Source organism: Pseudomonas lundensis, from assembly GCF_002269125.1.
Classification (GTDB): Bacteria; Pseudomonadota; Gammaproteobacteria; order Pseudomonadales; family Pseudomonadaceae; genus Aquipseudomonas; species Aquipseudomonas lundensis_A.
In genome coordinates this window covers 13,690-38,102 of sequence record NZ_NQKI01000041.1, presented here as the reverse complement: position 1 = coordinate 38,102, position 24,413 = coordinate 13,690, and the positions used below count along the sequence as shown (strand labels likewise).

The 24,413-nt window shown below is 58.3% G+C and carries 17 protein-coding genes; 4 read left to right on the top strand and 13 right to left on the bottom strand.

Features of this window, described 5'->3' with window-relative positions; genetic code table 11:
• Window positions 1-563: 563 nt before the first annotated feature.
• From CJF39_RS19695 to CJF39_RS19680, 4 genes are all read right to left on the bottom strand, one after another.
• On the bottom strand, window positions 564-1,559 hold the full coding sequence (locus CJF39_RS19695; RefSeq protein WP_047296398.1) for a hypothetical protein: 996 nt from the start codon (window positions 1,557-1,559) through the stop codon (window positions 564-566).
• A gap of 798 nt (window positions 1,560-2,357) precedes the next feature.
• The gene (locus CJF39_RS19690; protein ID WP_094994947.1) at window positions 2,358-5,393 is read right to left on the bottom strand and encodes an autotransporter domain-containing protein; all 3,036 of its coding nucleotides are present in this window, start codon (window positions 5,391-5,393) and stop codon (window positions 2,358-2,360) included.
• Between the two features lie 143 nt (window positions 5,394-5,536).
• The gene (locus tag CJF39_RS19685; protein ID WP_432760258.1) at window positions 5,537-8,470 is read right to left on the bottom strand and encodes an autotransporter domain-containing protein; all 2,934 of its coding nucleotides are present in this window, start codon (window positions 8,468-8,470) and stop codon (window positions 5,537-5,539) included.
• Between the two features lie 204 nt (window positions 8,471-8,674).
• Window positions 8,675-9,562: a LysR family transcriptional regulator gene (locus CJF39_RS19680; protein ID WP_094994945.1), complete on the bottom strand. Its 888-nt coding sequence runs from the start codon at window positions 9,560-9,562 to the stop codon at window positions 8,675-8,677.
• 137 nt (window positions 9,563-9,699) lie between these two features.
• Between CJF39_RS19680 and CJF39_RS19675 the strand changes: the two genes are divergently transcribed.
• Window positions 9,700-11,361 (top strand): GMC family oxidoreductase, encoded by a 1,662-nt coding sequence (locus tag CJF39_RS19675; RefSeq protein WP_094994944.1) that lies wholly within the window; start codon window positions 9,700-9,702, stop codon window positions 11,359-11,361.
• A 90-nt stretch (window positions 11,362-11,451) separates the two neighbouring features.
• The gene (locus CJF39_RS19670) at window positions 11,452-13,074 is read left to right on the top strand and encodes an MFS transporter (RefSeq protein WP_094994943.1); all 1,623 of its coding nucleotides are present in this window, start codon (window positions 11,452-11,454) and stop codon (window positions 13,072-13,074) included.
• Window positions 13,075-13,285: 211 nt separating this feature from the next.
• Here the strand turns inward: CJF39_RS19670 and CJF39_RS19665 are convergent, their stop codons facing one another.
• From CJF39_RS19665 to glyQ, 4 genes are all read right to left on the bottom strand, one after another.
• Window positions 13,286-14,056, bottom strand: a complete 771-nt coding sequence (locus CJF39_RS19665) for a lysophospholipid acyltransferase family protein (protein ID WP_094994942.1) — start codon at window positions 14,054-14,056, stop codon at window positions 13,286-13,288.
• A 77-nt stretch (window positions 14,057-14,133) separates the two neighbouring features.
• Window positions 14,134-14,667, bottom strand: coding sequence for a D-glycero-beta-D-manno-heptose 1,7-bisphosphate 7-phosphatase (gene gmhB / locus CJF39_RS19660; RefSeq protein WP_094994941.1), 534 nt, complete (start codon window positions 14,665-14,667; stop codon window positions 14,134-14,136).
• Between the two features lie 10 nt (window positions 14,668-14,677).
• Complete coding sequence (glyS, locus tag CJF39_RS19655; protein ID WP_094994940.1) at window positions 14,678-16,732, bottom strand: glycine--tRNA ligase subunit beta; 2,055 nt, start codon at window positions 16,730-16,732, stop codon at window positions 14,678-14,680.
• On the bottom strand, window positions 16,729-17,682 hold the full coding sequence (gene glyQ, locus CJF39_RS19650; RefSeq protein WP_003437964.1) for a glycine--tRNA ligase subunit alpha: 954 nt from the start codon (window positions 17,680-17,682) through the stop codon (window positions 16,729-16,731). The genes glyS and glyQ overlap by 4 nt, the downstream gene beginning before the upstream one ends.
• A gap of 81 nt (window positions 17,683-17,763) precedes the next feature.
• Here glyQ and CJF39_RS19645 point away from each other — a divergent pair, with 81 nt between their 5' ends.
• Entirely contained in the window at window positions 17,764-18,321 is a 558-nt protein-coding gene (locus tag CJF39_RS19645; RefSeq protein WP_094994939.1) for a DNA-3-methyladenine glycosylase I, read from the top strand.
• Between the two features lie 90 nt (window positions 18,322-18,411).
• Window positions 18,412-19,299, top strand: a complete 888-nt coding sequence (locus CJF39_RS19640; protein ID WP_094994938.1) for a lysophospholipid acyltransferase — start codon at window positions 18,412-18,414, stop codon at window positions 19,297-19,299.
• A gap of 49 nt (window positions 19,300-19,348) precedes the next feature.
• Here CJF39_RS19640 and CJF39_RS19635 read toward each other — a convergent pair whose 3' ends face one another.
• The 5 genes from CJF39_RS19635 to def all read right to left on the bottom strand — a co-directional run bounded on the left by CJF39_RS19635 (window position 19,349) and on the right by def (window position 24,017).
• Window positions 19,349-19,654, bottom strand: coding sequence for a tetratricopeptide repeat protein (locus CJF39_RS19635; RefSeq protein WP_094994937.1), 306 nt, complete (start codon window positions 19,652-19,654; stop codon window positions 19,349-19,351).
• Window positions 19,655-19,666: 12 nt separating this feature from the next.
• The gene (gene trkA, locus CJF39_RS19630) at window positions 19,667-21,043 is read right to left on the bottom strand and encodes a Trk system potassium transporter TrkA (protein ID WP_047278959.1); all 1,377 of its coding nucleotides are present in this window, start codon (window positions 21,041-21,043) and stop codon (window positions 19,667-19,669) included.
• A 21-nt stretch (window positions 21,044-21,064) separates the two neighbouring features.
• Window positions 21,065-22,375: a 16S rRNA (cytosine(967)-C(5))-methyltransferase RsmB gene (rsmB, locus tag CJF39_RS19625; protein ID WP_094994936.1), complete on the bottom strand. Its 1,311-nt coding sequence runs from the start codon at window positions 22,373-22,375 to the stop codon at window positions 21,065-21,067.
• On the bottom strand, window positions 22,372-23,337 hold the full coding sequence (gene fmt, locus CJF39_RS19620; protein WP_094994935.1) for a methionyl-tRNA formyltransferase: 966 nt from the start codon (window positions 23,335-23,337) through the stop codon (window positions 22,372-22,374). Before fmt ends, rsmB begins: the two co-directional genes overlap by 4 nt.
• A 173-nt stretch (window positions 23,338-23,510) precedes the next feature.
• On the bottom strand, window positions 23,511-24,017 hold the full coding sequence (def, locus tag CJF39_RS19615; RefSeq protein ID WP_094994934.1) for a peptide deformylase: 507 nt from the start codon (window positions 24,015-24,017) through the stop codon (window positions 23,511-23,513).
• Window positions 24,018-24,413 lie beyond the last annotated feature (396 nt).

The window sequence follows — 24,413 nt, the reverse complement described above, 5'->3', positions numbered from 1 at the left end:
GCAACAAGTTTTGCGGCGATGGTCTCATTGGCCTGCGCTATGCGGTGCTTGCGACAATACTTTACGTACAGAGCCTAGTCTCGATATATGCCACCGATCACCTCCTTCTCCCCACTGCGACTGCACGTCTCCAAGGGCAGGCAGCCAGATTTTTTTGATTTTCCGTGGGTCCTCCCCGTCCACACTTAACAGTGTGTCAGCCACAATATGTGGGTCCGTCTCAGCGTTCAAAAGCGCTATTGCAGTCATATCAAACGCTCACAAGATATAAAAAGTCACCAAAGAAACAAGTGCCGTGAATCCCAAAGCACCAATGATCACCCATCAACTCGAAGCCCATCTCGCGGCCGCAGTTATGAGAAGAGTCAAAGATGTCTTTGCCTTTCGTAATTATACCCGCCTGACTTGCTACATTTAGCGCGGCGCTGTTTTGTGATCCGAATGCCATGAGTGAGGTTCCTCTTTGACTATCTTCACATCTGTTATCGGCCTGGAAGCCTAAAACTGGAAGTTAGGTAGTGGGTAGTATTTTTGACGCTCGGTGCGTAGAGCGGCACTTCTAATTACGATGCGATACGTATGCCTGTCGCACCGTAGTGCTGCTTTATATCTTGATCAAGCGTCGCTACAAAATGATCGGGGCGTACTCCGAGTAACGTCGAAGTTAGCCTCTGTACTGCTTCGACGTTCTTTGCTCTAAGAGCTTGGTTTTTAACGAGCTGTACGGTTAACAGAAGGTTGGTGGGCTCAAGAAAATCAATGAGCAATTTTTGTTGATTACTGATCTCGCGTTCAATAACTGAGATTGCGCCAAGCTCTCGAAAAACAGCCTCTGAGGAGTCAAGATCAGCCTTGGATAGGTTTTTTTTGGTAGGTAAGGCTTCGACCTCATGAAGAAATGCATACAACCTTTCTTGGTATTTTTGCGCATCAAGGTCTAGCCAAAGACCGAGCCCTTTTATAAAACCGCAGATATGGGGATACCACCGACGTTCAAAAGCATCTCTGCCTTTCGCGTTTTCGTCCCTCTTGGTGATTTGGTATTCCCATGTCACCTGGAGAGAGTCACGGCGCCAGCGCTCCACTAGGTTTTCGATAACCGAAGGTGGAAATTCTTTATGTATTTTAAATATATCTAGCTGTAGCGAACGCAGCTGTTTAAGAGCGCTTTTAATACGCGAGAGGAGTTCAGACCTCTGATCAAGCATTTTACCTATTCTGTGGCTGCGAATGGATATGCGTTCTACGGAGGATAATTGGCGAAACGTATTTTTAACTTGATCGTCATCGAGACCAAGGTGATTAAAAGCGCAGCAATTCCCGATTAAAACGTGCTGACCATCTTTGCATTCCACAGCGAAGCCTCGTGAATGTTCCTGTCCGCACCGGCTGCCTTTTTTGAGAAACTGACACCGTGCTTCTGACCTGATCAAATGATATGAGCGCAGGGGATGGCTGTATGTTTCCTTGGTCAATAGTCCTTCAAAATCAATAGTGAAAAGACTTTTGATTTCGTCCAGATATTTGATTTCGTGAGTTACTTTGAGCAATGAGGACATGGACTACTCCACAATTCATGGGCGAGGCGTTACCACGAAGCATGATGTTAATCCGCCAGATAGTGGTTATGCAACCAGCCTGTGTGTGCATACAGTGCACTAAATAATCTAACGGTAACTGTTCTTGACGACTCGGGGTGGGGGGCGAGGGTTACCAGGCCCTAGCGACGAACACGAAGGAGCCAACAAGCCTGATGGGTGTGAGTGAGATGCAGTGAATGCCGACTTGGTTGAACTGCTGCCGATTGTTAGATCTGTGAAGACAGTCAAAAGCTGTTTGTCGTTGATACTTGGCCGGTGGCGCGAACTGATTACCGAGTAGTCCTCGCCATTGCCAAGATACAGCTCAAATACCTAACTATGCTAGCCGGGCACTTTTGTCTGATTTGAAGAATAGGCCGGGCCTTTTAGGTCTACGCGACCCTATCCCGCCATGGTATTGGCGAGAGCAATCTCGAAAGATTGGCGGCATGGGTCCATCACCTTACGGCATCACCGGCATGCGCGCTCCACAAGTGAGGTGTATGGGGTCTTCTTTAAACGCACAAACTGCGTTGAAGAACCGCCGCTCTCTGAAACCTCTGTCTGGGCCGAGAGCGCATCTATTTTGTGAATCCAGTAGGCTTTTCTCATCTTTTCTGTGATTCCCGTCCTTGGCGGTCACAGAAAAAATGATATTTTCCCTGCGTTTGCTGGGTCTCCCGAATCATCTATTTTGTGAACCTACAGCGGCTGTAATGCAGGAAAAAAAGGCCAACGCTTGCGTTGGCCTTTTTTATGCGTGCGAAAAGTTGTTTATCAGAACTGCCAGCTCAGGTTCAGCCCTACCCCGTGCGTTTTGTCCTTGTTGCTCAATTGCCCGTTGTAGTCCAGCTCCAGACGTGTGCTTTTACCCAACACCACGCCTACTTGAGCACCGATTACTGCGGCATCGCGGGCCAGTGAAACACTGTGCACGCTGAACGGTGTGCTGCCTGCGACGAAGCTCAGATCCTGATCCGAGCCCACGGCGTTGAGGTTGTGCTGCCACCCCAAACTGCCGGCTACCTCCATGTGCTGATCGCTATTGAGGATGAAGGTTTTTGCAGCTCGCATGCCCAGCGTCGACAACACGGCTTCACGATTATCACGGCTTCCCTTAAGGGCAGCGGCTCCACCCTTTTCATGGAAGCTGTCACTGCGCACGTGTACATACGCCAGGTTGGCGAAGGGTTCGAGCGCCAACGCTGGCAGTTCAATGCGGTAAGCCGCTTCGGTGAATACTTGCGCCGTTTCCGCATCGCGTTTGGTTTTTTGTTTGGTATCGATGTCTGCAAATTGCACATCACGTTTCACGTCGATGCGGTTCCAGCTATAGGATCCGCCCGCACTCAGGCGCAGGGCATCGATTTCATGCCCCACGTAGGCGCCAAGGTGGTAGCTGTCGGTCGACGCGTTGGCGTGCGTTCCCTCTCCCATGTTCAGGCCGCTGTGGCTATAGCCGGTGAACACGCCCAGGCGTGTGGCTTCGCTAATCAGCCCATCCGCCCCGATTAACATGCCGCCCAATGAGGTGGTGTATTGCGCGTTGGATGAACCCGCGTCAGTTTTACCCCATGCGCCGAGCGCCTTGACCCATACACTGTTTTGCCCGGATGCCTGCGCACTGGCTGTGTAGAGATCATGCTGGCGCAACCGATCACCCACGGCATCCCGTAAGTGACGACTGTCATTGATCAGTTGTGTAGCAATGGCCGGGTGTATCTCACCACTTAATTGCTGATATGCCTGACGTGCGCTGGTGACAGATGGGGACAGCAAAATCCCTTCATACACCGCATTGCCAGCGTTCAGTCCTTCCGCTGCGCCAGCCACTGCACGTTGGTTAGGTGTGAGTGCGACACTGGCGAACGACGCGGCAGTGCGCTCGATGCCCAGTTGCACTGCAGTGGCTGAATAATCCAGTTGCCCGCCGATGAAGAGGTAGTTCGGCAAGACGCTTGCGAACTGCCCCTCTACCCCACCCGCGGCCTGCAGAATGTCGAACTGCTGACCCAACAGGCTGCCGGCTTCCTGGCGACTCAAAAGCGCAGGATTGTTTTCCAGTGCCAGGGTCACTGTGCCGCCATTCAATGTGGCTTTACCGCCCGCCACGAGTCGGTCGCTTTGGGTTGGGGATAACTCGACGGCGTAGGTTGAGCCGGGCTCGAAGGTTACGTTACCCGCCACGTTGAGCGTGCCGATAGAATTGCCCGGCGCGACAGTACCGCCCGCGTTGGCAGTAAGCGCACCTACCTGGCCACTGCCACCCAGTACGCCGTTTTGGTTGACCGTCACGGCGGAGCTGAGCGAACCGTTCACCGCCAGCAAGCCCTGATTGATTGCCGTCGGCCCACTGTAGGTATTGGCGCCAGCCAGCACCAATGTACCGATGCCTTGCTTGGTCAGCCCGCCATGGCCGCCAATATCGTTACGCCAGACATCCAGGCCGCAGCTGACATCGGTGCAGCGTCGCTCTGTGGGTTTTCCGGCATCAATCAGCGCGCCCACGCCCGGCAGGTCTGCCACAAACTGGCCGTCGCCGTACGACCCCTCTACCCGCAACGTTTGTGGGATATCGGCATCGGCGATGAACATGCCGGGCCCATCGATGGCTTTGTGCAGGTTGATCATGCCCCAGCCGTACAGCTCGTCCACACCCGCCGCGCCCAGGTCGGTTGCCGTGGATTTGAGCACGCCTGCCACTTGCGCACCGGTCATGTAGGGGAAGCGCTCCATTAATACCGCTGCGCTGCCTGCTACATGAGGCGCCGCCATTGAGGTTCCGCTTTTATTGCCGTAACCGACCGTCATGTTGTCCAGGGTTGTGCCGCCAATCACGGCGCTGTAGATCCCCGTGCCCGGTGCGGACACGCAGAAACTTGCCGCATACCCGCAGCGCGATGAGAACGTACTTAGGGTGTAAGGGATGGCGCTGGCGGTGTCCGGGTTTTTCTGCAAGCTGGCCACTGTGATCCAGTTAGGTGCGATGTCCGGGACGAAATGCGCCAGCCCGGCAATGGCGTCCGGGTTATTGAGGTTGTAGTCATTACCGGCGGCGAAAATGGTCACGATGCCACTGCGCGCCGATTCGATGGCACCGCTGTAAGCGCCACCTGCCTTGGTGTCCAGCAGCGGCACGATCTGATCGAACTGCTTCTGCGCGTCGGCCACGGTGAAGTGTGGATAGGCCGGATCGCGCCCGCCCAGACGAAACGTATCGGTGATGCCAATGCCCCAACTGTTGTTGATGATCCGCGCCCCGCTGGCGGCCAGCGCATCCCAACCGGCTTTGTAAACGGCGCCGTCGTTACCGCGAATAATGCCGTCTTCCGGGCCGGGGTCGCCGTTGTCGGCCATGATGATTTGCGCGTCATAGGCTACGCCATGCATCGGGCCGCCATCGCGGTTACCCCCCGCAATGCCGCCGACGTGGGTGCCGTGGGAGCCCAATTTGCCATCCGATCCGGCAGAAGGGCTGCCGTCGTAAATGAACGCGTCACCGGCTTTGACTGGAATGTAGGGGTCGGTGTATTCGCGAATACCGGTGGTCGTCAGGGTGATGACTTTGTTCGGGCTGTTGAACTCGGGATGCTGTGCGTAGACCGGCTGATCGAAAATCCCGAGTTTGACGCCCTTGCCGCTGTAGCCCCCTGCGTAGGCATCCTGCGCATTGATCGCGCCCAAGCCCCAGTCCGCCTTGAATTCCGGGCTGCGCCAGCTATCGGGCTGCCCTGCCCGCCCGGCCTCCACATAAGGGGCAGCCTGCACCTGCCCGATCATGCCCACATACGCCATGCCCAATGCCAATGACATGGCCCGTTTTTTAAACGGCAGCGTACTGACTTTTCCTACAGGCAAAAGCTGCCCACGTGTTACGTCCATTTAATGACCTTCCTTGGTGAAGTGCAGATGAGCCCTGTGCCTCTAGGCACAGGGTGGTGACGAAAGGGGTGAAATCAGAACTGCCAATTCAGGCTCAGGCCCACGCCGTGGGTCTTTTCCCGATTCGCCAATTGGCCGCTGTAATCCAGGTTGATGCGCAGGTCGCGGTTGATCGCGAGGCTGGCGTGTGCGCCGATGAGTGCGGCGTCCCGTACCAGCGGCGAACTTTCAACGGTGAAGCGCGGCCCGCCCGAGGCGAAGCGCAAATGGGTGTCGGAATCGACTGCGCTGAGGTTGTGCTGCCAGCCCAAGCTGCCCGCCAGATCCAGCGGCTGCTGCGCGATATGCACCGTTTTCAATGCCCGCAGACCTAACGTGCTAAGGACGGCGTCGCGTTGATCGCGGCTGCCTTTGAGTGCAGTGGCATCCCCTTTTTCGGTGAACCCCTCACTGTTCAGGTGGATGTACGCCAGATTGGCGAACGGTTCTAATCCCACCGCAGGCAAGTCCACGCGATAGGCCGCTTCGGTAAACACCTGCACGGTTTGCGCGTCACGTTTGGTTTTTTGTTTGGCGGTGCTGTTGTTGTACTGCACGTCGCGTTTTACATCGGCACGGTGCCAGCTGTACGTTGCGCCGCCGCTCAGGCGTACGTCGCCCAGAGCATGTCCGATGTAGGCGCCAATGTGATAGCTGTCCACCGCCGCTCGCGAGTGCGTGCCTGCGCCCATGTTCAGCGAGCTGTCGCTATAACCGCCCAGCAGGCCGAGCCGGGTTTCGTCATTTAATGCGCCGTCCACGCCTGCCACTGCCCCACCTAGTGAGGTGGTGTAATCCGCCGTGTCATGACGTGAATCGGTCTTGCCCCACGCACCCAGCGCTTTAAACCACACCTCAGGCGCGGCGTGCGACGCGTTGTAGGCGTCTGCCGGGTTGAGGCGTTCACCCACTGCCTCCCGTAAATGGCGGCTGTCGTTGATCAGCGTCGTGCCCAATGCCGGATGGATTTCCCCTGACAACTGCTGAAACGCGCTTTGAGCCACCGCGATCGACGGTGCGCTTAAAACGCTTTCATACACCGCATTGCCGGCGCCCAGTTGTTCACTGGCGGCGGCCACAGCGCGCTGGTTCGGTGTAGCGCCAACTGCGGCAAACGAGGTCGCATTGCGCTCAATGTCCATCTGCACGGCGGTGGCCGAGTAGTTGAGTTTCGCCCCGATAAACAGGAAGTTGGGCATGACACTGGCGAACTGCCCTTCAATACCGCCCGTGGCTTGCAGGATTTGATACGGGCGGCCCAACAGGCTGCGTGCTTGCGGCTGGGTGAGCAGGCCTGGGGTGTTTTCCAGCGCCAGTGTCACAGTGCCACCCTCCAGTGTGGCTTTACCGCCCGCAACAAGGCGGTCGCTTTGGGTTGGGGATAACTCAACGGCGTACGTCGAGCCGGACTTAAAGGTCACGTCACCCGCGACGCTGAGCGCGCCAATCGAGTTGCCCGGGGCCACAGTCGCGCCCGTGTTGGCGATTAAACTGCCAACGCTGCCCGATCCACCCAACGAGCCGCTGCCGTTGATGGTCACAGACGATGTGATTGAGCCATTAACGTTGAGTCGGCCGTCATTGACGGTGGTGGCGCCACGGTACGTATTGGCGCCGGTCAGCGTGAGGCTGCCCGCCCCGGACTTGATCAGGCTGCCCTGGTATTCGCGTTGTGCGGCGGCGGCATCGCGGGCTGTGCCTATCGCGTAATCGGTTTGATCTTGCTGGCTGGCGCTGCTCGCAAGGCCTTGGGTCCAGCCCTTGTCGATCAGGGTTTGTTGCCACGCTTGATGCTCGGCCGCGTCTTCTTGCTGACGGGAGGCGAGCGCGGTATCAGTCAGGTTATTGCTCCACACGTCGTGTTGGCCGTTGGCCAATTGCACATCAAACGTCCCGAGCAACTGCCCCGGCCCTTTCATGGCCCGGTCCAGATCCGGCACGCCCCAACCTACCCGCTCATTCGGCGTCTGAGTGAGCGAGCCGTCCAGTTGGGTGGAGGTCGTCAGCAAGACGTCGAGGGCTTGTCTGTTGTTCAGGTAAGGATAGCGTTCCATCACCAGCGCCAGAGCGCCCGTGGCGTGCGGTGCCGACATTGACGTCCCGGATTTCACCCCGTAGCCATCCCCCGGGATGGTGCTGTTGATCAATGCGCCGGGGGTGGCGATACACCAATACTTGGCGATGCCGCATTGGTTGTATTTTTGCTGGTTATTTTTATCCAGCCCGGAGACTGCCAGCCAATGTCCTTCAAGATCGGGTTGAAAGTACGGCAACGCCGACCGCACGCTGGCGTTGGCCACCCCGCTGTTACCGGCGCTGAATACATTAATTACTCCCCGACGCGACACATCTGCAGCGGCATCCAGCCAGGTGCTCTGGTTGTAGTGCTGTGCATAAGCTGCATGCAGGCCATCGAGGGTTTGATAGTTCACATCTTTGGGCTGGCTGCCCCAACTGTTGTTGATCGCCCGCACGCCTGCGTCCGCCAGCGCGTTATAGGCGGCCTTGAAATACAGCGCATCCGGGTGGGGGCCGAATAGAAAACTGTCGTTCTGATTGGTATTGGCCACATACAGATCGGCATTGAAGGCCACACCGTGCATGCCGACACCGTCCCGAGCGGCAGCGATGGTGCCGGTGACGTGGGTGCCGTGGGAATCGTTACGCGGGTTGAGCACACCGCTGACAGCAAACGGCGTGCCGTCTGCTGACTGACCACTGGCTATCACGGGATGGAAGCGGGTAGCTTCGGGATGCCCCGGATCAAATCCCGAGTCCATGACGCCGATTTTGACCCCTGCCCCGGTAACACCCGCCGCGTACGCCGCATCGGCCGAAAGTCGCTTAAGCCCCCAGTCTTGCAAGTACTCGGCAGACCGCCAGCTCGCCGCATCGCCCTGTGTGCCCTGTTCCTGGTACATCCCCCGGGCCGGGGTAGAAAGAATCACCAGCAGGCTGGCACATAACATAGGCGTGGCGCTGCCACGACGAACGTCCCTGTTCATAAAAGCTCACTTCTTATCGTTATTAGAACGCAGGCTTCTATCGCGAAGTCCCTGTTTAAGGACGTGACTCTAGAACAGGGTGCTGGTCTCTGCCGGATTTAACCCCGAGCTGTGGGCTGTTTCGCGTTTTTGGAAGATATCCACAGCCCCAACACGGCGTCGTCCCGATCAGGGCGCCAGCAGGGTGTGCTGTTCGGCTGTGCATAACTCCAGTAAAAAATCCCACACCACGCGCAACCGCACAGATTTGTGCAACTCGCGACGGGTGCTGATCCAGTAGCTGCGTTGTACCGACTCCTGTGGCAAGACCCGCACCAGCTCAGGGTCGTGGCGGGCCATGTAGTTGGGCAGTACGGCAATGCCCAACCCCGCACGGGCCGCCTGTTGCTGAGCGATCACGCTGGTACTGCGAAACGTCACGGTCGGGGTGCGGCAGAACGTATTGAGAAACAGCAGTTCCTGGCTGAACAACAGGTCGTCGACATAACCAATCCAATAGTGATGGCTCAGGTCATCGCGATCCTTTAGCGCGGGTGCCCTCTCCAGATACAGGGGGCTGGCATAAAGCCCGAGGGTGTAATCCGTGAGTTTGCGGGTAATCAACAGGTCGGCGTTAGGCCGTTCCAGATGGATGCTGATTTCGGCCTCACGGTTAAGAATGCTGACAAAGCGCGGCACCGCCACCAGTTCCACCTCCAGACCCGGATAGCGCTCAAACAGGCCACGTAGACGCGCTGTGATAAACATGATGCCGATGCCTTCGGTGACGCCCAGACGGATCTTGCCCAGCGGCGCCATGGCCTGGGTGATTTCTTCCTGAGCCAGGAGTGCGACGTTTTCCATCGCTTCGGCGTGTTTGAGCAGCGCTTGCCCGGCCGGGGTCAGTTCGTACCCTTGCGCGTGCTGCACGAACAGCGCCGTCCCAAGATGCTGTTCGATGGTCTCAATGTGCCGCGCCACCGTGCTGTGGGTTGTGTTGAGGCGTTTGGCGGCGGTTAATAAGCGGCCGCTGCGCTGCAACTCCAGAAAATACCGCAAGTCATTCCAGTCGAACATGAGTGTCCTCGGGCGCAGCTGTCAGAGGTGTTGTGCAAAAACGCACAGGCCATGGGCGAAATCGCGCGTTTTCATCTCGAAATTAATCAATACGATGGGGCAGGACAATAAAAATAAATACAGGCGCGAGGTGCTTCATGCCATCAGCGACTCAGGTCTATGACTACATCATCGTGGGCGCAGGCCCTGCCGGTTCTGTGCTGGCCAACCGGTTGTCGGCCAACCCGGCCCACTCAGTGCTGTTGCTCGAAGCCGGTGGCCGCGACAACTACCCGTGGATTCATATTCCCGTGGGCTACCTCTATTGCATAGGTAACCCGCGCACCGACTGGTGCTTTAAAACCGAGGTGCAGGCGGGGCTGCAAGGCCGCAGCCTGAGTTATCCACGGGGCAAGGTACTGGGCGGTTGTTCGTCGATCAACGGCATGATCTACATGCGCGGGCAGGCGAGTGATTACGACCGTTGGGCCGAACAGGGCAACCCGGGCTGGGCCTGGAAAGACGTGCTGCCGCTGTTCAAACGCAGCGAAAAGCACTACGGCGGCAACGCAGATATGCACAGCAGTGACGGCGAATGGCGCGTTGAGCAACAGCGTTATTCGTGGCCCATCCTCGATGCTTTCCGCGACGCTGCTGCCCAAAGCGGCATCCCGACCGTGGATGATTTCAACACCGGCGACAATCAGGGCTGCGGCTACTTTCAGGTCAATCAGCGCGCAGGCGTACGCTGGAATGCATCTAAGGCTTTTTTGCGCCCGATCCTCAAACGGCCGAACCTGACCGTGCGGACCGACGTTCAGGTCAATAAAGTGCTGTTAGACGAAGGCCGTGCTACCCATGTGCGCGCTCGCTGGCAAGGCGCTGAACAAGACTTCAAAGCACAGCGTGAAATTATTCTGTGTGCTGGCGCGATAGGGTCACCGGGGATTTTGCAGCGCTCGGGGATTGGCCCGCGCCCGTTGCTCGAAAGCCTGGGCATCAAGGTCGAGCATGAGCTACCCGGTGTCGGTGGCAACTTGCAAGATCACCTGCAACTGCGCCTGATCTTCAAACTGAGCAAGGCGCGCACCCTTAATCAGGTGGCCAATAGCCTGTGGGGCAAACTGGGCATGGGTCTGCGGTACGCCTACGATCGCAGCGGCCCGCTGGCCATGGCGCCTAGCCAGTTGGGAGCGTTTGTGAAGTCAGACCCCGCACAGCCTTCAGCGAATTTGCAGTACCACGTGCAGCCATTGTCGCTGGAGCGCTTTGGCGAACCGTTGCACACCTTCCCGGCTTTTACCGCGTCAGTGTGCAACCTGCGCCCGAAAAGCCGCGGCCGGGTGGATATCCGTTCTGCCGACCCGGACGATGCGCCGCTGATCGATCCCAACTACCTCAGCCATCCCGACGATTTAAACGTGGCGGCGGATGCCATCCGGTTGACGCGCAACATCGTCGCCAGCCCTGCTCTACAAGGCTTCAGCCCCGAGGAATATCTGCCTGGCCCTGAACTGCAAACCGAGCAACAGTTGCATGAAGCGGCCGCCCGAATCGGTACGACGATTTTCCATCCCGTCGGCACCTGCCGCATGGGGCAGGATCCGCAGGCCGTGGTGGATGCTCAATTGCGGGTGCACGGCGTCGTCGGATTAAGGGTGGCCGATGCGTCGATCATGCCCGATATCGTGTCGGGCAATACCTGTTCGCCTACGCTGATGATTGGCGAAAAAGCTGCGCAATTGATTCTTGAAACACCCGTCAATCTGGCGGAAAAAACGTTGGATACCGCTCGCGCAGTAGCAACACCGGTCGCCTGAAGGCGATCGTGGTTTCGGTCGCAGTCATCCGGAACCGACAGTGGACAACAACAATAATCACTGTGGCCCCAAGGGCCGAGGACATTGAACATGTCAGACTCCATCGCACAAACGGCCAGCGTCGCGAAAGCGCCGACAGGCCGAGAAGAACGGAAAATCATTTTTGCGTCATCCCTCGGGACGGTTTTCGAGTGGTATGACTTTTTCTTGTATGGCGCCTTGGCGACGGTCCTCAGCAAGCAGTTTTTTGCCGGGGTGAACGACACCACTGCGTTCATTTTTGCGCTGATGGCCTTTGCTGCCGGTTTCTTGGTGCGGCCGTTCGGGGCACTGGTGTTCGGCCGCTTGGGCGACATGATCGGGCGAAAATATACCTTTCTCATGACCATCGTTCTGATGGGCCTTTCTACCTTTGCCGTCGGCCTGTTACCCACCTATGCCAGCATCGGTATTGCGGCCCCGATCATGCTGGTGCTGCTGCGCATGCTTCAAGGGCTGGCGCTCGGTGGCGAATACGGCGGTGCTGCGACCTATGTGGCTGAGCACGCACCACCCGGCAAGCGTGGCTTCAATACCAGCTGGATTCAATCCACCGCTACCCTGGGTCTGCTGCTGTCGCTGGTCGTGGTGCTGGGCTGTCGCTACCTGACGGGCGACGAGTTTGAAGTGTGGGGCTGGCGCCTGCCGTTCCTGCTGTCGATCGTGCTGCTGTGCATTTCGACCTGGATCCGCATGAGCATGCATGAGTCGCCCGCGTTCGTGAAAATGAAGGCCGAAGGTAAAAGCAGCAAATCACCGATCCGCGAGTCCTTCGGCAAGTGGGAAAACCTCAAGATCGTGCTGATTGCGTTGTTCGGCATCAATGCCGGGCAGGCTGTCACCTTCTATACGGCGCAGTTCTACGTGCTGTTCTTCCTCACGCAGATGCTCAAGATGGACCCGGCGCAGGCCAATACGCTGCTGATTATCAGTGTGGTGATCGGCGCGCCGTTCTTCATCTTCTTTGGCTGGCTGTCGGACCGCGTAGGGCGCAAGCCGATTTTGATGATGGGGTTGTTGTTGGCAACTGTGCTGTACTTCCCGCTGTTCAAAGCGCTCAGCCACTACGCCAATCCGCAAATTGATGCGGCAAGCCGCCAGTCACCGATTGTGGTGATGGCCGACCCTTCGACCTGCACGTTCCAGTTTGACCCTGTGGGTAAGGCGCGCTTCGATAGCCCGTGCGACAAGGTTAAAACCTTTCTGGTGAAGCAGGGATTGCCGTACACCTCTGAAGCGGCGGCGCCGGGCACTGACGTGCAGGTGTCGGTAGGTGATCAGCAGATCAAGGGCTTCGACGAAGCTGCCATGCGCGCCGCCATTTCGGCAGCGGGCTACCCGGCGAAAGCTGACCCGAGTGCCGTCAACCAGCCGATGGTGGTGCTGGTGATGGTCATGCTGACGTTGATTGCGACCATGACCTACGGCCCGTTGGCAGCCGTGATGGTGGAACTGTTCCCGACCCGCATCCGCTACACCTCGATGTCGCTGCCGTACCACATCGGCAATGGCTGGTTTGGTGGCTTCTTGCCCACCGTCTCGTTCGCGCTGGTGGTGTACACCGGCGATATCTTTTACGGGCTGTGGTACCCGGTGCTGATTACCGGGGTCAGTCTGGTGGTGGGGATGCTGTGCCTCAAGGAAACTAAAGGCGTGAACATCGATAAGGTTTAGGGCGCGGTGTGAACCGGCCCAGGCCACAGTAAAACGGTGTACGAAGCGCACAAAAAAACCGGCCAAAGCGCCGGTTTTTTTGTGCCTTAGAAAAACTTATGCACGTTTTTAGCTAAAAAGTCATACCGAGAAATAAGTAATTAAATCATCGAGTTACAGGCGTTTTTAGAAAGAAATCCAAAACTTGTGCACACGTTATCCACAATTTGCCTCAGCTTAGCGATGCATCTGCCGGTGCCGCCACGGGCGGGAGGGAACCCATGTCGCGCTGGGCTTGCTCGTTCCAGGCTTGAACCCGGTCATTGAGTTCGGCAATTGCCCGTGGGCCAGTGCCGTTGGCGTACATCGGTTCGCCAATGACCACTTCAATAGTGCCGGTTTTTTTCGCCCAGCCCTCTTTGGGCCAGTACTTGCCCGCGTTATGCGCAATCGGCAAGACAGGCAATTCTGCGTTGACCGCCAGCGCCGTACCGCCCCGTGAGAACTTGCCCACCGTGCCGTAGGGAACCCGCGTGCCCTCCGGGAAAATCAGCACCCAAATGTTGTCCTTGAGCAGCTCGTCGCCCTTTTTAGCAATGTGTTTGAGTGCCGCCTTCGGGTTTTCACGGTCGATGGCGATGGGGCGCAGCATGGCCATGGCCCAACCAAAGAACGGCACATACAACAGCTCCCGTTTGAGCACTTGGCTCAGCGGTTGAAAGTAAGCCGAGAGAAAAAACGTCTCCCAGGTACTTTGGTGGTTGGCCAGAATCACGCACGGGCGCTGCGGGACATTTTCTGCGCCCTTGACCTCAACGTGAATGTTCAGGAACACCCGTGTCAGCCACAGTGCACAGCGGCACCAGTACACGTTGATAAAACGATAACGCGCACGGAACGGCAGAAAGGGGGCGACAAAAAAACTCAGCGAGCACCACAGCAGCGAGCTGGTGCCCAACAGCAGGTAAAAGAAAAAAGTTCTGATGGCCTGCAGGATCGACATAGAGGCTTTTACCGTTGCGGATAACGCATTTGTGAACAGACCTGGGCAACGGACGTCAGCCGGTGTTCAAAAATGCCTTATGTGTGGATAAGTTCTGCGGCAACTGCCGCCAGATCGTCAAAAATCAGGGTAGTAGCCGGCAGATTTTTTTCGAACGTTTTTTCGCCTTTTCCGGTTTTTACCAAAACAGGCTGTGAACCGACGGCTTCTGCAGCTTGCAAGTCACCCAAACTGTCGCCCACAAACCAACATTCATGTAAATCAACGCCGTAATGCTCGGCAATCGTGCGCAACATGCCGGGTTTTGGCTTGCGACAGGCACAACCCTCATCGGGCCCATGCGGGCAAAAAACAATCAAGCCAACTTCGCCGCCCTGCTCCGCCACTAGCGCCCGGAGACGGGCGTGCATGGCGTTCAGGGTGGCGAGGTCGTAGTAACCGCGTGCAATGCCGGACTGGTTGGTGGCGATGGACACCGTCCAGCCGGCCTTGCTCAACTGCGCGATAGCCTCGATCGCGCCGGGGAGCGGGATCCACTCCTCGACAGACTTGATGTAAGCGTCGGAGTCGTAATTGATCACGCCGTCCCGATCGAGAATCACCAGTTTCAACAGCAGCCCCTTAGCCCAGCAGCGAGATGTCGGCAACGCCGAGGAACAGACCGCGTAGGCGCGCCAGCAATGCGTAGCGGTTAGCCCGCACATTGGCGTCGTCGGCGTTGATCATCACGGCTTCGAAGAATGCATCCACCGGCTCGCGCAGAGCGGCCAGACGGGTCAACGCTTCGTTGTACTGACGGGCGGCAGCCATCGGCTGTACCGCTTCATCGGCCTTTTGAATGGCCGAGTACAGCGAGAACTCGCTGGCGTTGTCGAAGAACTTGGCTTCAACGTGGGTCGACACCTTGCCGTCCACTTTGCTCAACAGGTTCGAAACGCGCTTGTTCACGGCAGCCAGTGCTGCGGCTTCCGGCAATTGACGGAACGCCTGAACGGCTTGCACGCGCTGATCGAAGTCCAGCGCCGAGGTCGGTTGCAGGGCACGTACCGAGAGGTAAGTTGCCACGTCCACGCCTTCGTCTTCATAGCGCGCACGCAGGCGGTCGAAGATGAACTCCAGCACTTGATCCGCCAGCCCCGCCGACTTGATCTTGGCGCCGAACGCTGTAACCGCGAAATTCACGGCTTCAGTCAGGTCGAGGTCGAGCTTTTTCTCGATCAGGATGCGCAAGATTCCCAGCGCAGCACGGCGCAAGGCATACGGGTCTTTGCTGCCGGTTGGCAACATGCCAATACCGAAGATGCCGACCAGGGTGTCGAGCTTGTCAGCGATGGCCACTGCTGCACCGGTCAGGGTGCCCGGCAGTTCAGCGCCTGCGCCACGTGGCATGTACTGCTCGTTGAGCGCCAGTGCAACGTCTTCCGGCTCGCCGTCATTGAGGGCGTAGTAATAACCGGCAATGCCTTGCATTTCCGGGAACTCGCCAACCATTTCAGTGGCCAGGTCGCACTTGGACAACAAGCCTGCACGAGCAGCACGCTGGGCGTCGCCGCCAATGCGCGGCGCGATGAATGCGGCCAATTTGGACACGCGCTCGGCTTTGTCGAACACGCTGCCCAATTGCGCCTGGAACACCACGTTTTGCAGGCGCAGGTTGAAGTCTTCGAGCGTCTGCTTCTTGTCTTGCTTGAAGAAGAACTCGGCGTCCGTCAGGCGTGGGCGCACGACTTTCTCGTTACCCGAGATGATCTGCTGCGGGTCTTTGCTCTCAATATTGGCCACGGTGATAAAGCGCGGCAGCAACTTGCCATCCACGTCCAGCAGGCAGAAATACTTCTGGTTGTCCTGCATGGTGGTAATCAGCGCTTCTTGCGGTACATCAAGGAAGCGTTCTTCGAACGAGCACACCAGCGGCACAGGCCATTCGACCAGCGCAGTCACTTCGTCGAGCAGGCTTGGCGGCACGATGGCGGTGCCTTCCTGCAGCGTCGCCAACTCGGCCACGCGTTTGGCAATCAGCTCACGGCGCTCGTTGAAGTCCGCCAGTACGTAGGCTTTGCGCAGGTCCTCAAGGTAGTTGGCGGGCGAGGTGATACGCACGCTTTCAGGGTGGTGGAAGCGGTGACCACGGGAGTCGCGACCGGCTTTCTGCGCAAGGATCGTGCAGTCGACCACTTCATCGCCCAGCAGCATGACCAGCCACTGGGTCGGACGTACGAATTCTTCCTTGCGCGCGCCCCAGCGCATGCGCTTTGGAATCGGCAAGTCATTCAATGAATCTTCAACGATGGTCGGCAGCAGGCTGGCGGTCGGCTTGCCTACAATCACCTGGCTGAAACGCAGTTTCGGACCGCTTTGATCGATTTCGCTCAGTTCAACGCCGCATTTTTTGGCAAAACCCAAGGCTGCCTGAGTCGGGTTGCCTTCAGCATCGAATGCGGCCTGACGTGGCGGGCCGTCGATGTTGATGCTGCGGTCCGGCTGCTGAGTGTCGAGCTGCGTCAACAGCACGGCCAGACGACGCGGCGCCGCGTAGACTTTTTTCGCGGAGAAGTTCAGGCCAGCGTTTTGCAGGCCCTTTTCAATCCCGGCGAGAAAGGCTTCGGCCAGTGTGTTGAGGGCTTTTGGTGGCAGTTCTTCAGTGCCCAGTTCAACCAGAAAATCTTGAGCACTCATTGTGCAGCCTCCAACTTAGCCAACACTTCATCACGCAAATCAGGGGGTGCCATCGGGAAGCCCAACTTGGCGCGAGCTTCGAGGTACGCCTGAGCCACCGAACGCGCCAGGGTACGCACACGCAGGATGTACTGCTGACGAGCCGTCACGGAAATGGCCCGGCGCGCATCCAGCAAGTTGAAGGTGTGCGACGCCTTGAGCACCATTTCGTAGCTTGGCAACGGCAGCGGCTGGTCGAGTTCGATCAGGCGCTTGGCTTCGCTTTCGTAGAAATCGAACAGTTCAAACAGTTTGTCGACGTTGGCGTGTTCGAAGTTGTAAGTCGACTGCTCGACTTCGTTCTGGTGGAACACGTCGCCGTAGGTCACTTTGCCGAACGGGCCGTCAGTCCAGACCAGGTCGTAGACGGAATCCACGCCTTGCAGGTACATCGCCAGTCGCTCAAGACCGTAGGTGATTTCGCCGGTTACCGGGTAGCACTCAATGCCGCCTACTTGCTGGAAGTAGGTGAACTGGGTGACTTCCATGCCGTTGAGCCAGATTTCCCAGCCCAGACCCCAGGCGCCCAATGTTGGCGATTCCCAGTTGTCTTCAACGAAACGGATGTCGTGCACCAGCGGGTCGAGGCCGATGTGTTTCAGCGAGCCCAGGTACAGCTCCTGGAAATTAGGCGGGTTTGGCTTCAATACCACCTGGAACTGGTAGTAGTGCTGCAAACGGTTCGGGTTTTCGCCGTAGCGGCCGTCAGTCGGACGACGACTGGGCTGCACATAAGCGGCGTTCCACGTTTCTGGGCCCAGGGAGCGCAAAAAAGTGGCGGTATGGAATGTGCCGGCGCCCACTTCCATATCGTAGGGCTGAAGCACCACACAACCTTGCTCGGCCCAGTATTGCTGGAGGGCGAGGATCAAGTCTTGGAAGGTACGCACTGCTGGCGTAGGCTGGCTCACAAATTCACCTGTTTCTTGGGCTGCGATTTAAAGAGCGGGAGTATACCCGATTCGGTCGCGCCTCCACCTCTTGGAGCCTTTATGGCACGTTGTTTCTGGTGTTCGGATGACCCTCTGTACATGGCCTATCACGATCTTGAGTGGGGCGTGCCGTTGCGCGATGCGCACGGGTTGTTCGAGTTGTTATTGCTCGAAGGGTTCCAGGCGGGCCTGTCATGGATCACGGTTTTGAAGAAACGCGAGCACTATCGCAAGGTCATGTTCGGCTTTGATGCCGAGCGCCTGGCGGTCATGAGCGACGCCGAAATAGAGAGGTTGCTGCAAGATCCGGGGATCATTCGCAACCGCCTGAAAGTGGCGGGTGCCCGGCGCAATGCCCAGGCCTGGCTGGCGTTGGACAACCCGGTGGCGTTCTTGTGGTCGTTTGTGGGAGGGACGCCCAAGATCAATCACTTCACCGAACGGCATGAGTTTCCGGCGGTTACGCCCGAGGCCGAAGCCATGAGCAAAGGCTTGAAAAAAGCCGGGTTCACGTTCGTCGGCCCGACCATTTGCTACGCCTTCATGCAAGCCAGTGGCATGGTCATGGACCACGCCACCACCTGCTACCGCTACGCGGAGCTGGCAAACGGCGGTTAGAATGCTGGCCACTCTTGAACCCCGTGGTCGCAGCCGCTTGCCTCGGCCGCGACTACAAACGCTGTTTTTGTATTGAATGGGAACCCCCCTGTGGAAAAGTTTAAAGGTGCCTTGTTGGTCGGGGCGTTGCGCGTGTTTGCCATGCTCCCGTGGGGTGCAGTGCAGCGTGTGGGCTCGGCCATCGGCTGGCTGATGTGGAAACTGCCCAACCGTTCGCGGGAAGTGGTGCGGATCAACCTCGCGAAATGCTTCCCGGAAATGGACCCGGTTGCTCGTGAGCAACTGGTGGGCCAAAGCCTTAAGGACATCGGCAAAAGCCTGACGGAAAGCGCCTGCGCGTGGATCTGGCCTGCCCAGCGTTCCATCGACCTGGTGCGTGAAGTTGAAGGGCTGGACGTGCTCAAGGACGCTCTGGCCTCCGGCAAGGGTGTGGTCGGGATCACGAGCCACCTGGGTAACTGGGAAGTGCTCAATCACTTCTATTGCAGCCAGTGCAAGCCGATTATTTTCTACCGCCCGCCCAAGCTCAAGGCCGTGGACGAACTGCTTCGCAAACAGCGCGTGCAATTGGGCAACCGCGTGGCGGCGTCGACCAAAGAAGGCATCCTGAGTGTCATCAAAGAAGTGCGCAAAGGCGGTCAGGTCGGCATCCCGGCAGACCCGGAGCCCGCGGAATCGGCGGGTATCTTCGTACCGTTCCTCGGCACCATGGCCCTGACCAGCAAGTTTGTGCCCAACATGCTGGCGGGCGGCAAAGCCGTGGGGGTGTTCCTGCACGCCTTGCGCCTGCCTGACGGCTCGGGCTTCAAAGTGATTCTTGAGGCGGCGCCCGAAGCCATGTACAGCACCGACACAGAAACGTCGTGCAAAGCGATGAGCCAAGTGGTGGAGAAATATGTGCGGGCTTACCCGAGCCAGTACATGTGGAGCATGAAACGCTTCAAAAAGCGTCCGCCGGGCGAAGCGCGCTGGTACTGAAGCGCCCTCCCATAGACCTTGTAGTTGCTGGCGCAGGTTACGGCAGTGACTACTTGTCGAGCTTCTTCAAAAACACGGTCATTTCTTTTTCGGCCTGTTTGTCGCCGTGGGCCTGCGCTGCCGCAAGCCCCTGCTCCCACGCCGAGCGCGCCGCATCCCGATCCCCTGCCGCCACGTACGCTTTGCCCAACAACTTCCACGCAGCGGAATACTTGGGGTCGAATGTCACGCAGCGTTGCAGATGCTCTGCCGCCTTGAGGTTATCCCCAAGGTCGAGATAACCCTTGCCCAGTCCAAAACGCAGCAATGCGTTATCCACACCCTTGGCCAGCATCTTTTCGAGTGAATCCAACATCCGTCTGGCTCCTTAGAAAAAGCTCAGTCCTACGTGGAACAGCTTCTCGACGTCGCGAATATGCTTTTTATCCACAAGGAACAAAATCACGTGGTCACCCGCATTGATGACGGTGGCGTCGTGTGCAATCAGCACTTCTTCATCACGAATGATCGCGCCAATGGTGGTGCCCGGTGGCAAGTGGATCTCACCGATGCGCCGTCCGATGACCTTGCTCGACTTCGAGTCACCGTGGGCGATGGCTTCGATGGCCTCGGCCGCACCGCGCCGCAGAGAGTGCACGCTGACGATATCGCCGCGGCGCACGTGGGCCAGCAAGGTGCCGATGGTGGCCAATTGAGGGCTGATTGCGATGTCGATTTCGCCGCCCTGAATCAGGTCCACATACGCGGGGTTGTTGATGATGGTCATGACCTTCTTGGCCCCCAGACGCTTGGCCAGCAGCGACGACATGATGTTGGCTTCGTCATCGTTGGTCAGTGCCAGGAACAGGTCGGCGTCGGCGATGTTTTCCTCGAGCATCAGGTCGCGGTCCGAGGCGCTGCCTTGCAGCACCACCGTGCTGTCGAGCGTGTCCGACAGATAGCGGCAGCGTGCAGCGCTCATTTCGATGATCTTGACCTGATAACGGCTTTCAATGGCCTCGGCCAGCCGCTCACCGATCTGTCCACCACCGGCAATCACGATGCGCTTGTAGCTCTCGTCCAGGCGGCGCATTTCGCTCATCACAGCGCGAATGTTGGCGCGGGCTGCGATGAAAAAGACTTCGTCGTCTGCCTCGATCACGGTATCGCCACGGGGGGTAATCGGACGATCACGTCGGAAAATAGCCGCCACGCGTGTATCCACGTTCGGCATATGTTCGCGCAATTGGCGCAATTGCTGACCAATCAGCGGGCCGCCGTAGTACGCCTTCACCGCCACCAGTTGTGCTTTGCCTTCAGCAAAGTCGATCACTTGCAAGGCGCCGGGGTGTTCGATCAGGCGTTTGATGTAATTGGTCACGACCTGCTCGGGGCTGATTAGTACATCGACCGGAATCGCGTCGTTGTCGAACAGCTCTTCACCGCGGCTCAGGTAGGCCGATTCGCGCACCCGGGCAATTTTGGTCGGGGTGTGGAACAGCGAGTACGCCACCTGGCAGGCGACCATGTTGGTCTCGTCGCTGTTGGTCACCGCCACCAGCATGTCGGCATCGTCGGCGCCTGCCTGACGCAGCACATTGGGCAACGAGGCGCGGCCCTGAATGGTGCGGATGTCGAGGCGGTCACCGAGGTCGCGCAGGCGTTCGCCGTCGGTATCGACCACTGTGATGTCGTTGGCTTCACTGGCCAGATGCTCTGCCAGGGTGCCGCCGACCTGGCCTGCGCCGAGGATGATGATTTTCATGCCGTCATTTCCTGTTCTCGATTAGCCGCGAGCAGCTGCGATCTTGATCAATTTGGCGTAGTAGAAGCCATCATGCCCGCCTTCCTGGGCCAGTAACTGGCGCCCGTGCGGTTGCTTGAGGCCGAAATCCCCGGCGATGTCCAGCTCACGCGCACCCGGTGTGCGGGCAAGGAACGCTTCAATCACCTCGGTGTTCTCGGTCGGCAGCGTCGAGCACGTGGCGTAGAGCAGAATGCCTCCGACGTCGAGCGTCGGCCACATTGCGTCCAGCAACTCGCCTTGCAGGGCCGCGAGGGCGGCGATGTCGTCTGGTTGGCGTGTCAGCTTGATGTCCGGGTGACGTCGGATCACGCCCGTCGCGGAGCAAGGCGCATCCAGCAAAATGCGCTGGAAGGGCTTGCCGTCCCACCACGTGGCGGTGTCGCGGCCGTCAGCAGCGATCAATTCGGCACTCAAGCCCAGGCGCTCAAGGTTCTCGCGCACACGCACCAGACGCTTGGCTTCCAGATCCACAGCCACAACCCCTGCCAGCGTGGGTTCAACTTCAAGGATGTGACAGGTTTTGCCACCCGGTGCGCAGCAGGCGTCGAGCACGCGCTGGCCGGGGGCCAGATCGAGCAAGTCGGCAGCCAGTTGCGCGGCTTCGTCCTGCACGCTGATCCAGCCTTCGGCGAAGCCTGGCAGGTTCCGCACGTCACAGGCTTCAGCCAGCACGATGCCGTCCTGACTGAATACACACGGCGTCGCCTCGACACCGGCGTCCGCCAGCAATTGCAGGTAGGCATCACGGCGATGATGGCGACGATTAACCCGCAGAATCATAGGGGGATGCGCGTTATTGGCTGCGCAAATGGCTTCCCATTGCTCAGGCCAGAATGCTTTCAGGGATTTTTGCAACCAGCGCGGGTGCGCCGTGCGCACCACCGGATCGTGTTCCAGCTCGGCCAACAATGCCTCGCTTTCGCGCTGGGCGTTACGCAACACGGCGTTCAGCAGGCCTTTGGCCCACGGTTTTTTCAGCTTGTCGGCGCAACCCACGGTTTCACCGATGGCGGCGTGCGCGGGAATGCGGGTGTAGAGCAGTTGATACAGGCCGACAAGTAGCAAAGCCTCGACGTCGGCGTCTGCTGCTTTGAACGGCTTTTGCAACAGCTTGTTGGCCAGCGCGGACAGGCGTGGCTGCCAGCGTGCCGTGCCGAATGCGAGGTCTTGGGTCAGGCCGCGGTCGCGGACTTCGACTTTATCCAGTTGTAACGGCAATGAGCTGTTGAGCGAGGCTTTGCCGTTCAGAACAGCAGTCAGTGCCTTGGCGGCGGCCAGACGCGGGTTCATTGGGCTTTTTCCGTTTCACCGAAGGTGGTGCCGATAGCGAATTTCTCACGGCGGCTGTTGAAAAAGTCGCTGAAGTTCAGCGCTTTGCCACCGGGTAATTGCAGGCGTGTCAGGCGCAACGCGCCCTTCCCGCAGCTCACCAGAAGGCCTTCTTTGGATGCGCCTAAAATGGTTCCCGGTGCTTGCTCATGCTTCAGGTAAGGCACATTTGCTGCAAGCACCTTCATGGTTTCGCCATTCAACGTGGTGTGGCAAATCGGCCATGGGTTGAACGCGCGAATCTGTCGCTCAAGCTCACTTGCCGGACGATTCCAGTCGATGCGTGCTTCGTCTTTGTTCAGCTTGTGGGCGTAGGTTGCGAGGCTGTCGTCCTGCACTTCGCCCACCAACGTGCCGGCTGCCAGGCCAGCAATGGCTTCGATCACCGCAGGCGGGCCCAGCTCGGCCAGACGATCATGCAGGCTGCCGCCGGTGTCTTCACGCGTGATAGGGGTAACGGCCGTTAGCAGCATGGGGCCGGTGTCTAGACCCGCCTCCATGTGCATTACGGTCACGCCGCTTTTGCTGTCGCCCGCTTCAATGGCCCGCTGGATCGGCGCTGCTCCGCGCCAGCGTGGCAGCAGCGAGGCGTGACTGTTGATACAGCCCAGACGTGGAATATCCAGCACGGCTTGCGGCAGGATCAGGCCATAGGCCACTACGACCATCAAGTCCGGCTTGAGCGCAGCCAGTTCAGCCTGGGCTTCAGGCGCACGCAAAGTGGGCGGCTGCATGACAGCAATAGAGTGTTCCTGCGCGAGTTGCTTGACCGGGCTTGGCATCAGCTTTTGCCCGCGCCCGGCCGGACGGTCCGGTTGGGTGTAAACCGCAACGATCTCGTAAGGGCTGTCGAGCAGTGCCTTGAGGTGTTCAGCGGCGAATTCTGGGGTGCCAGCAAAGACGATGCGCAGTGGCTCAGTCATGGATTACTCACTTGGAATGGGGGAGTGCGCGGGAATAATCCCGGGAACTACCGGTATCCGCTGCCGTGCCAGCCCCCGGCGGCGGGGGCTTCAGGCATACCGGTGTTGCCTCGGAACACAGCCGCCTCGCGCGGGATCTCAGGCGCGTGCGTGGGCGGCAGCCGCAGGGCCGGTCAAGCGTTCTGGCGGTGCAGTTTTTCCAGCTTCTTCTTGATCCGGTCACGCTTGAGATTAGACAGGTAATCGACGAACAGCTTGCCGTTGAGGTGATCGCACTCGTGCTGGATGCACACGGCCAGCAAACCCTCGGCAATCATTTCGAACGGTTTGCCATCACGGTCCAGCGCGTTGATTTTGACGCGTTGCGGGCGATCTACGTTTTCATAGAAACCCGGCACTGACAGGCAACCTTCCTGGTACTGGTCCATCTCGTCAGTCAGGGTTTCGAACGCCGGGTTGATGAAGACCATCGGTGCGCTGCGGTCTTCGCTCAGGTCCATGACCACGATGCGCTTGTGGACGTTGACCTGGGTCGCTGCCAGGCCGATGCCGGGCGCTTCGTACATGGTTTCAAACATGTCGTCGATCAACTGACGCACTTCGTCGTCCACAACCTCCACGGGCTTGGCGATGGTGCGTAGTCGCGAGTCTGGGAATTCGAGGATGTTCAAGATGGCCATAGGCGTAATTGCTGCACTGTATGAAAGATTAATAACGGTTGTCAGGTGGGTCCTGAGGACTCGGGCAACCTGTGCAAAACGTCTCTTTCAGAGAGAACCCGCTCGGGCTCAGGCGTTTCACGCGAGCGCACATAATAAAGGGATTCACCCGCGGATGAAACGACTAGCTGCCGGGCTGCAGGGTACGTACGCCTTGCGGTCTGGCGCTTGTAGCACTTTGAAACCGACCGGTGAGGGCTCGTTTGTCAGCGGATATGACACCCGTGGCCTGGTTTTACAGCTGCCTTCTGGTCCTGAAACTCAGGCCCCGCCTGCGTTGATTGTGAGTCGGATGCTTGCAGGGCCTGAGGTGTATTGCCCACTTCTCATGGGATTCTGCCAAGTGGCCTTTTGCCT

What these genes read in the sequence shown, in the direction of transcription:
- CJF39_RS19695 (WP_047296398.1), bottom strand. Translation starts at nt 1,559, where the DNA reads ATGTCCTCATTGCTCAAAGTAACTCACGAAATCAAATATCTGGACGAA.
- CJF39_RS19645 (WP_094994939.1), top strand. Translation starts at nt 17,764, where the DNA reads ATGGCACGTTGTTTCTGGTGTTCGGATGACCCTCTGTACATGGCCTAT.
- def (WP_094994934.1), bottom strand. Translation starts at nt 24,017, where the DNA reads ATGGCCATCTTGAACATCCTCGAATTCCCAGACTCGCGACTACGCACC.
- CJF39_RS19635 (WP_094994937.1), bottom strand. Translation starts at nt 19,654, where the DNA reads ATGTTGGATTCACTCGAAAAGATGCTGGCCAAGGGTGTGGATAACGCA.
- CJF39_RS19665 (WP_094994942.1), bottom strand. Translation starts at nt 14,056, where the DNA reads ATGTCGATCCTGCAGGCCATCAGAACTTTTTTCTTTTACCTGCTGTTG.
- CJF39_RS19685 (WP_432760258.1), bottom strand. Translation starts at nt 8,470, where the DNA reads ATGTTATGTGCCAGCCTGCTGGTGATTCTTTCTACCCCGGCCCGGGGG.
- glyS (WP_094994940.1), bottom strand. Translation starts at nt 16,732, where the DNA reads ATGAGTGCTCAAGATTTTCTGGTTGAACTGGGCACTGAAGAACTGCCA.
- CJF39_RS19690 (WP_094994947.1), bottom strand. Translation starts at nt 5,393, where the DNA reads ATGTCATTGGCATTGGGCATGGCGTATGTGGGCATGATCGGGCAGGTG.
- CJF39_RS19670 (WP_094994943.1), top strand. Translation starts at nt 11,452, where the DNA reads ATGTCAGACTCCATCGCACAAACGGCCAGCGTCGCGAAAGCGCCGACA.
- CJF39_RS19680 (WP_094994945.1), bottom strand. Translation starts at nt 9,562, where the DNA reads ATGTTCGACTGGAATGACTTGCGGTATTTTCTGGAGTTGCAGCGCAGC.
- rsmB (WP_094994936.1), bottom strand. Translation starts at nt 22,375, where the DNA reads ATGAACCCGCGTCTGGCCGCCGCCAAGGCACTGACTGCTGTTCTGAAC.
- CJF39_RS19675 (WP_094994944.1), top strand. Translation starts at nt 9,700, where the DNA reads ATGCCATCAGCGACTCAGGTCTATGACTACATCATCGTGGGCGCAGGC.
- trkA (WP_047278959.1), bottom strand. Translation starts at nt 21,043, where the DNA reads ATGAAAATCATCATCCTCGGCGCAGGCCAGGTCGGCGGCACCCTGGCA.
- fmt (WP_094994935.1), bottom strand. Translation starts at nt 23,337, where the DNA reads ATGACTGAGCCACTGCGCATCGTCTTTGCTGGCACCCCAGAATTCGCC.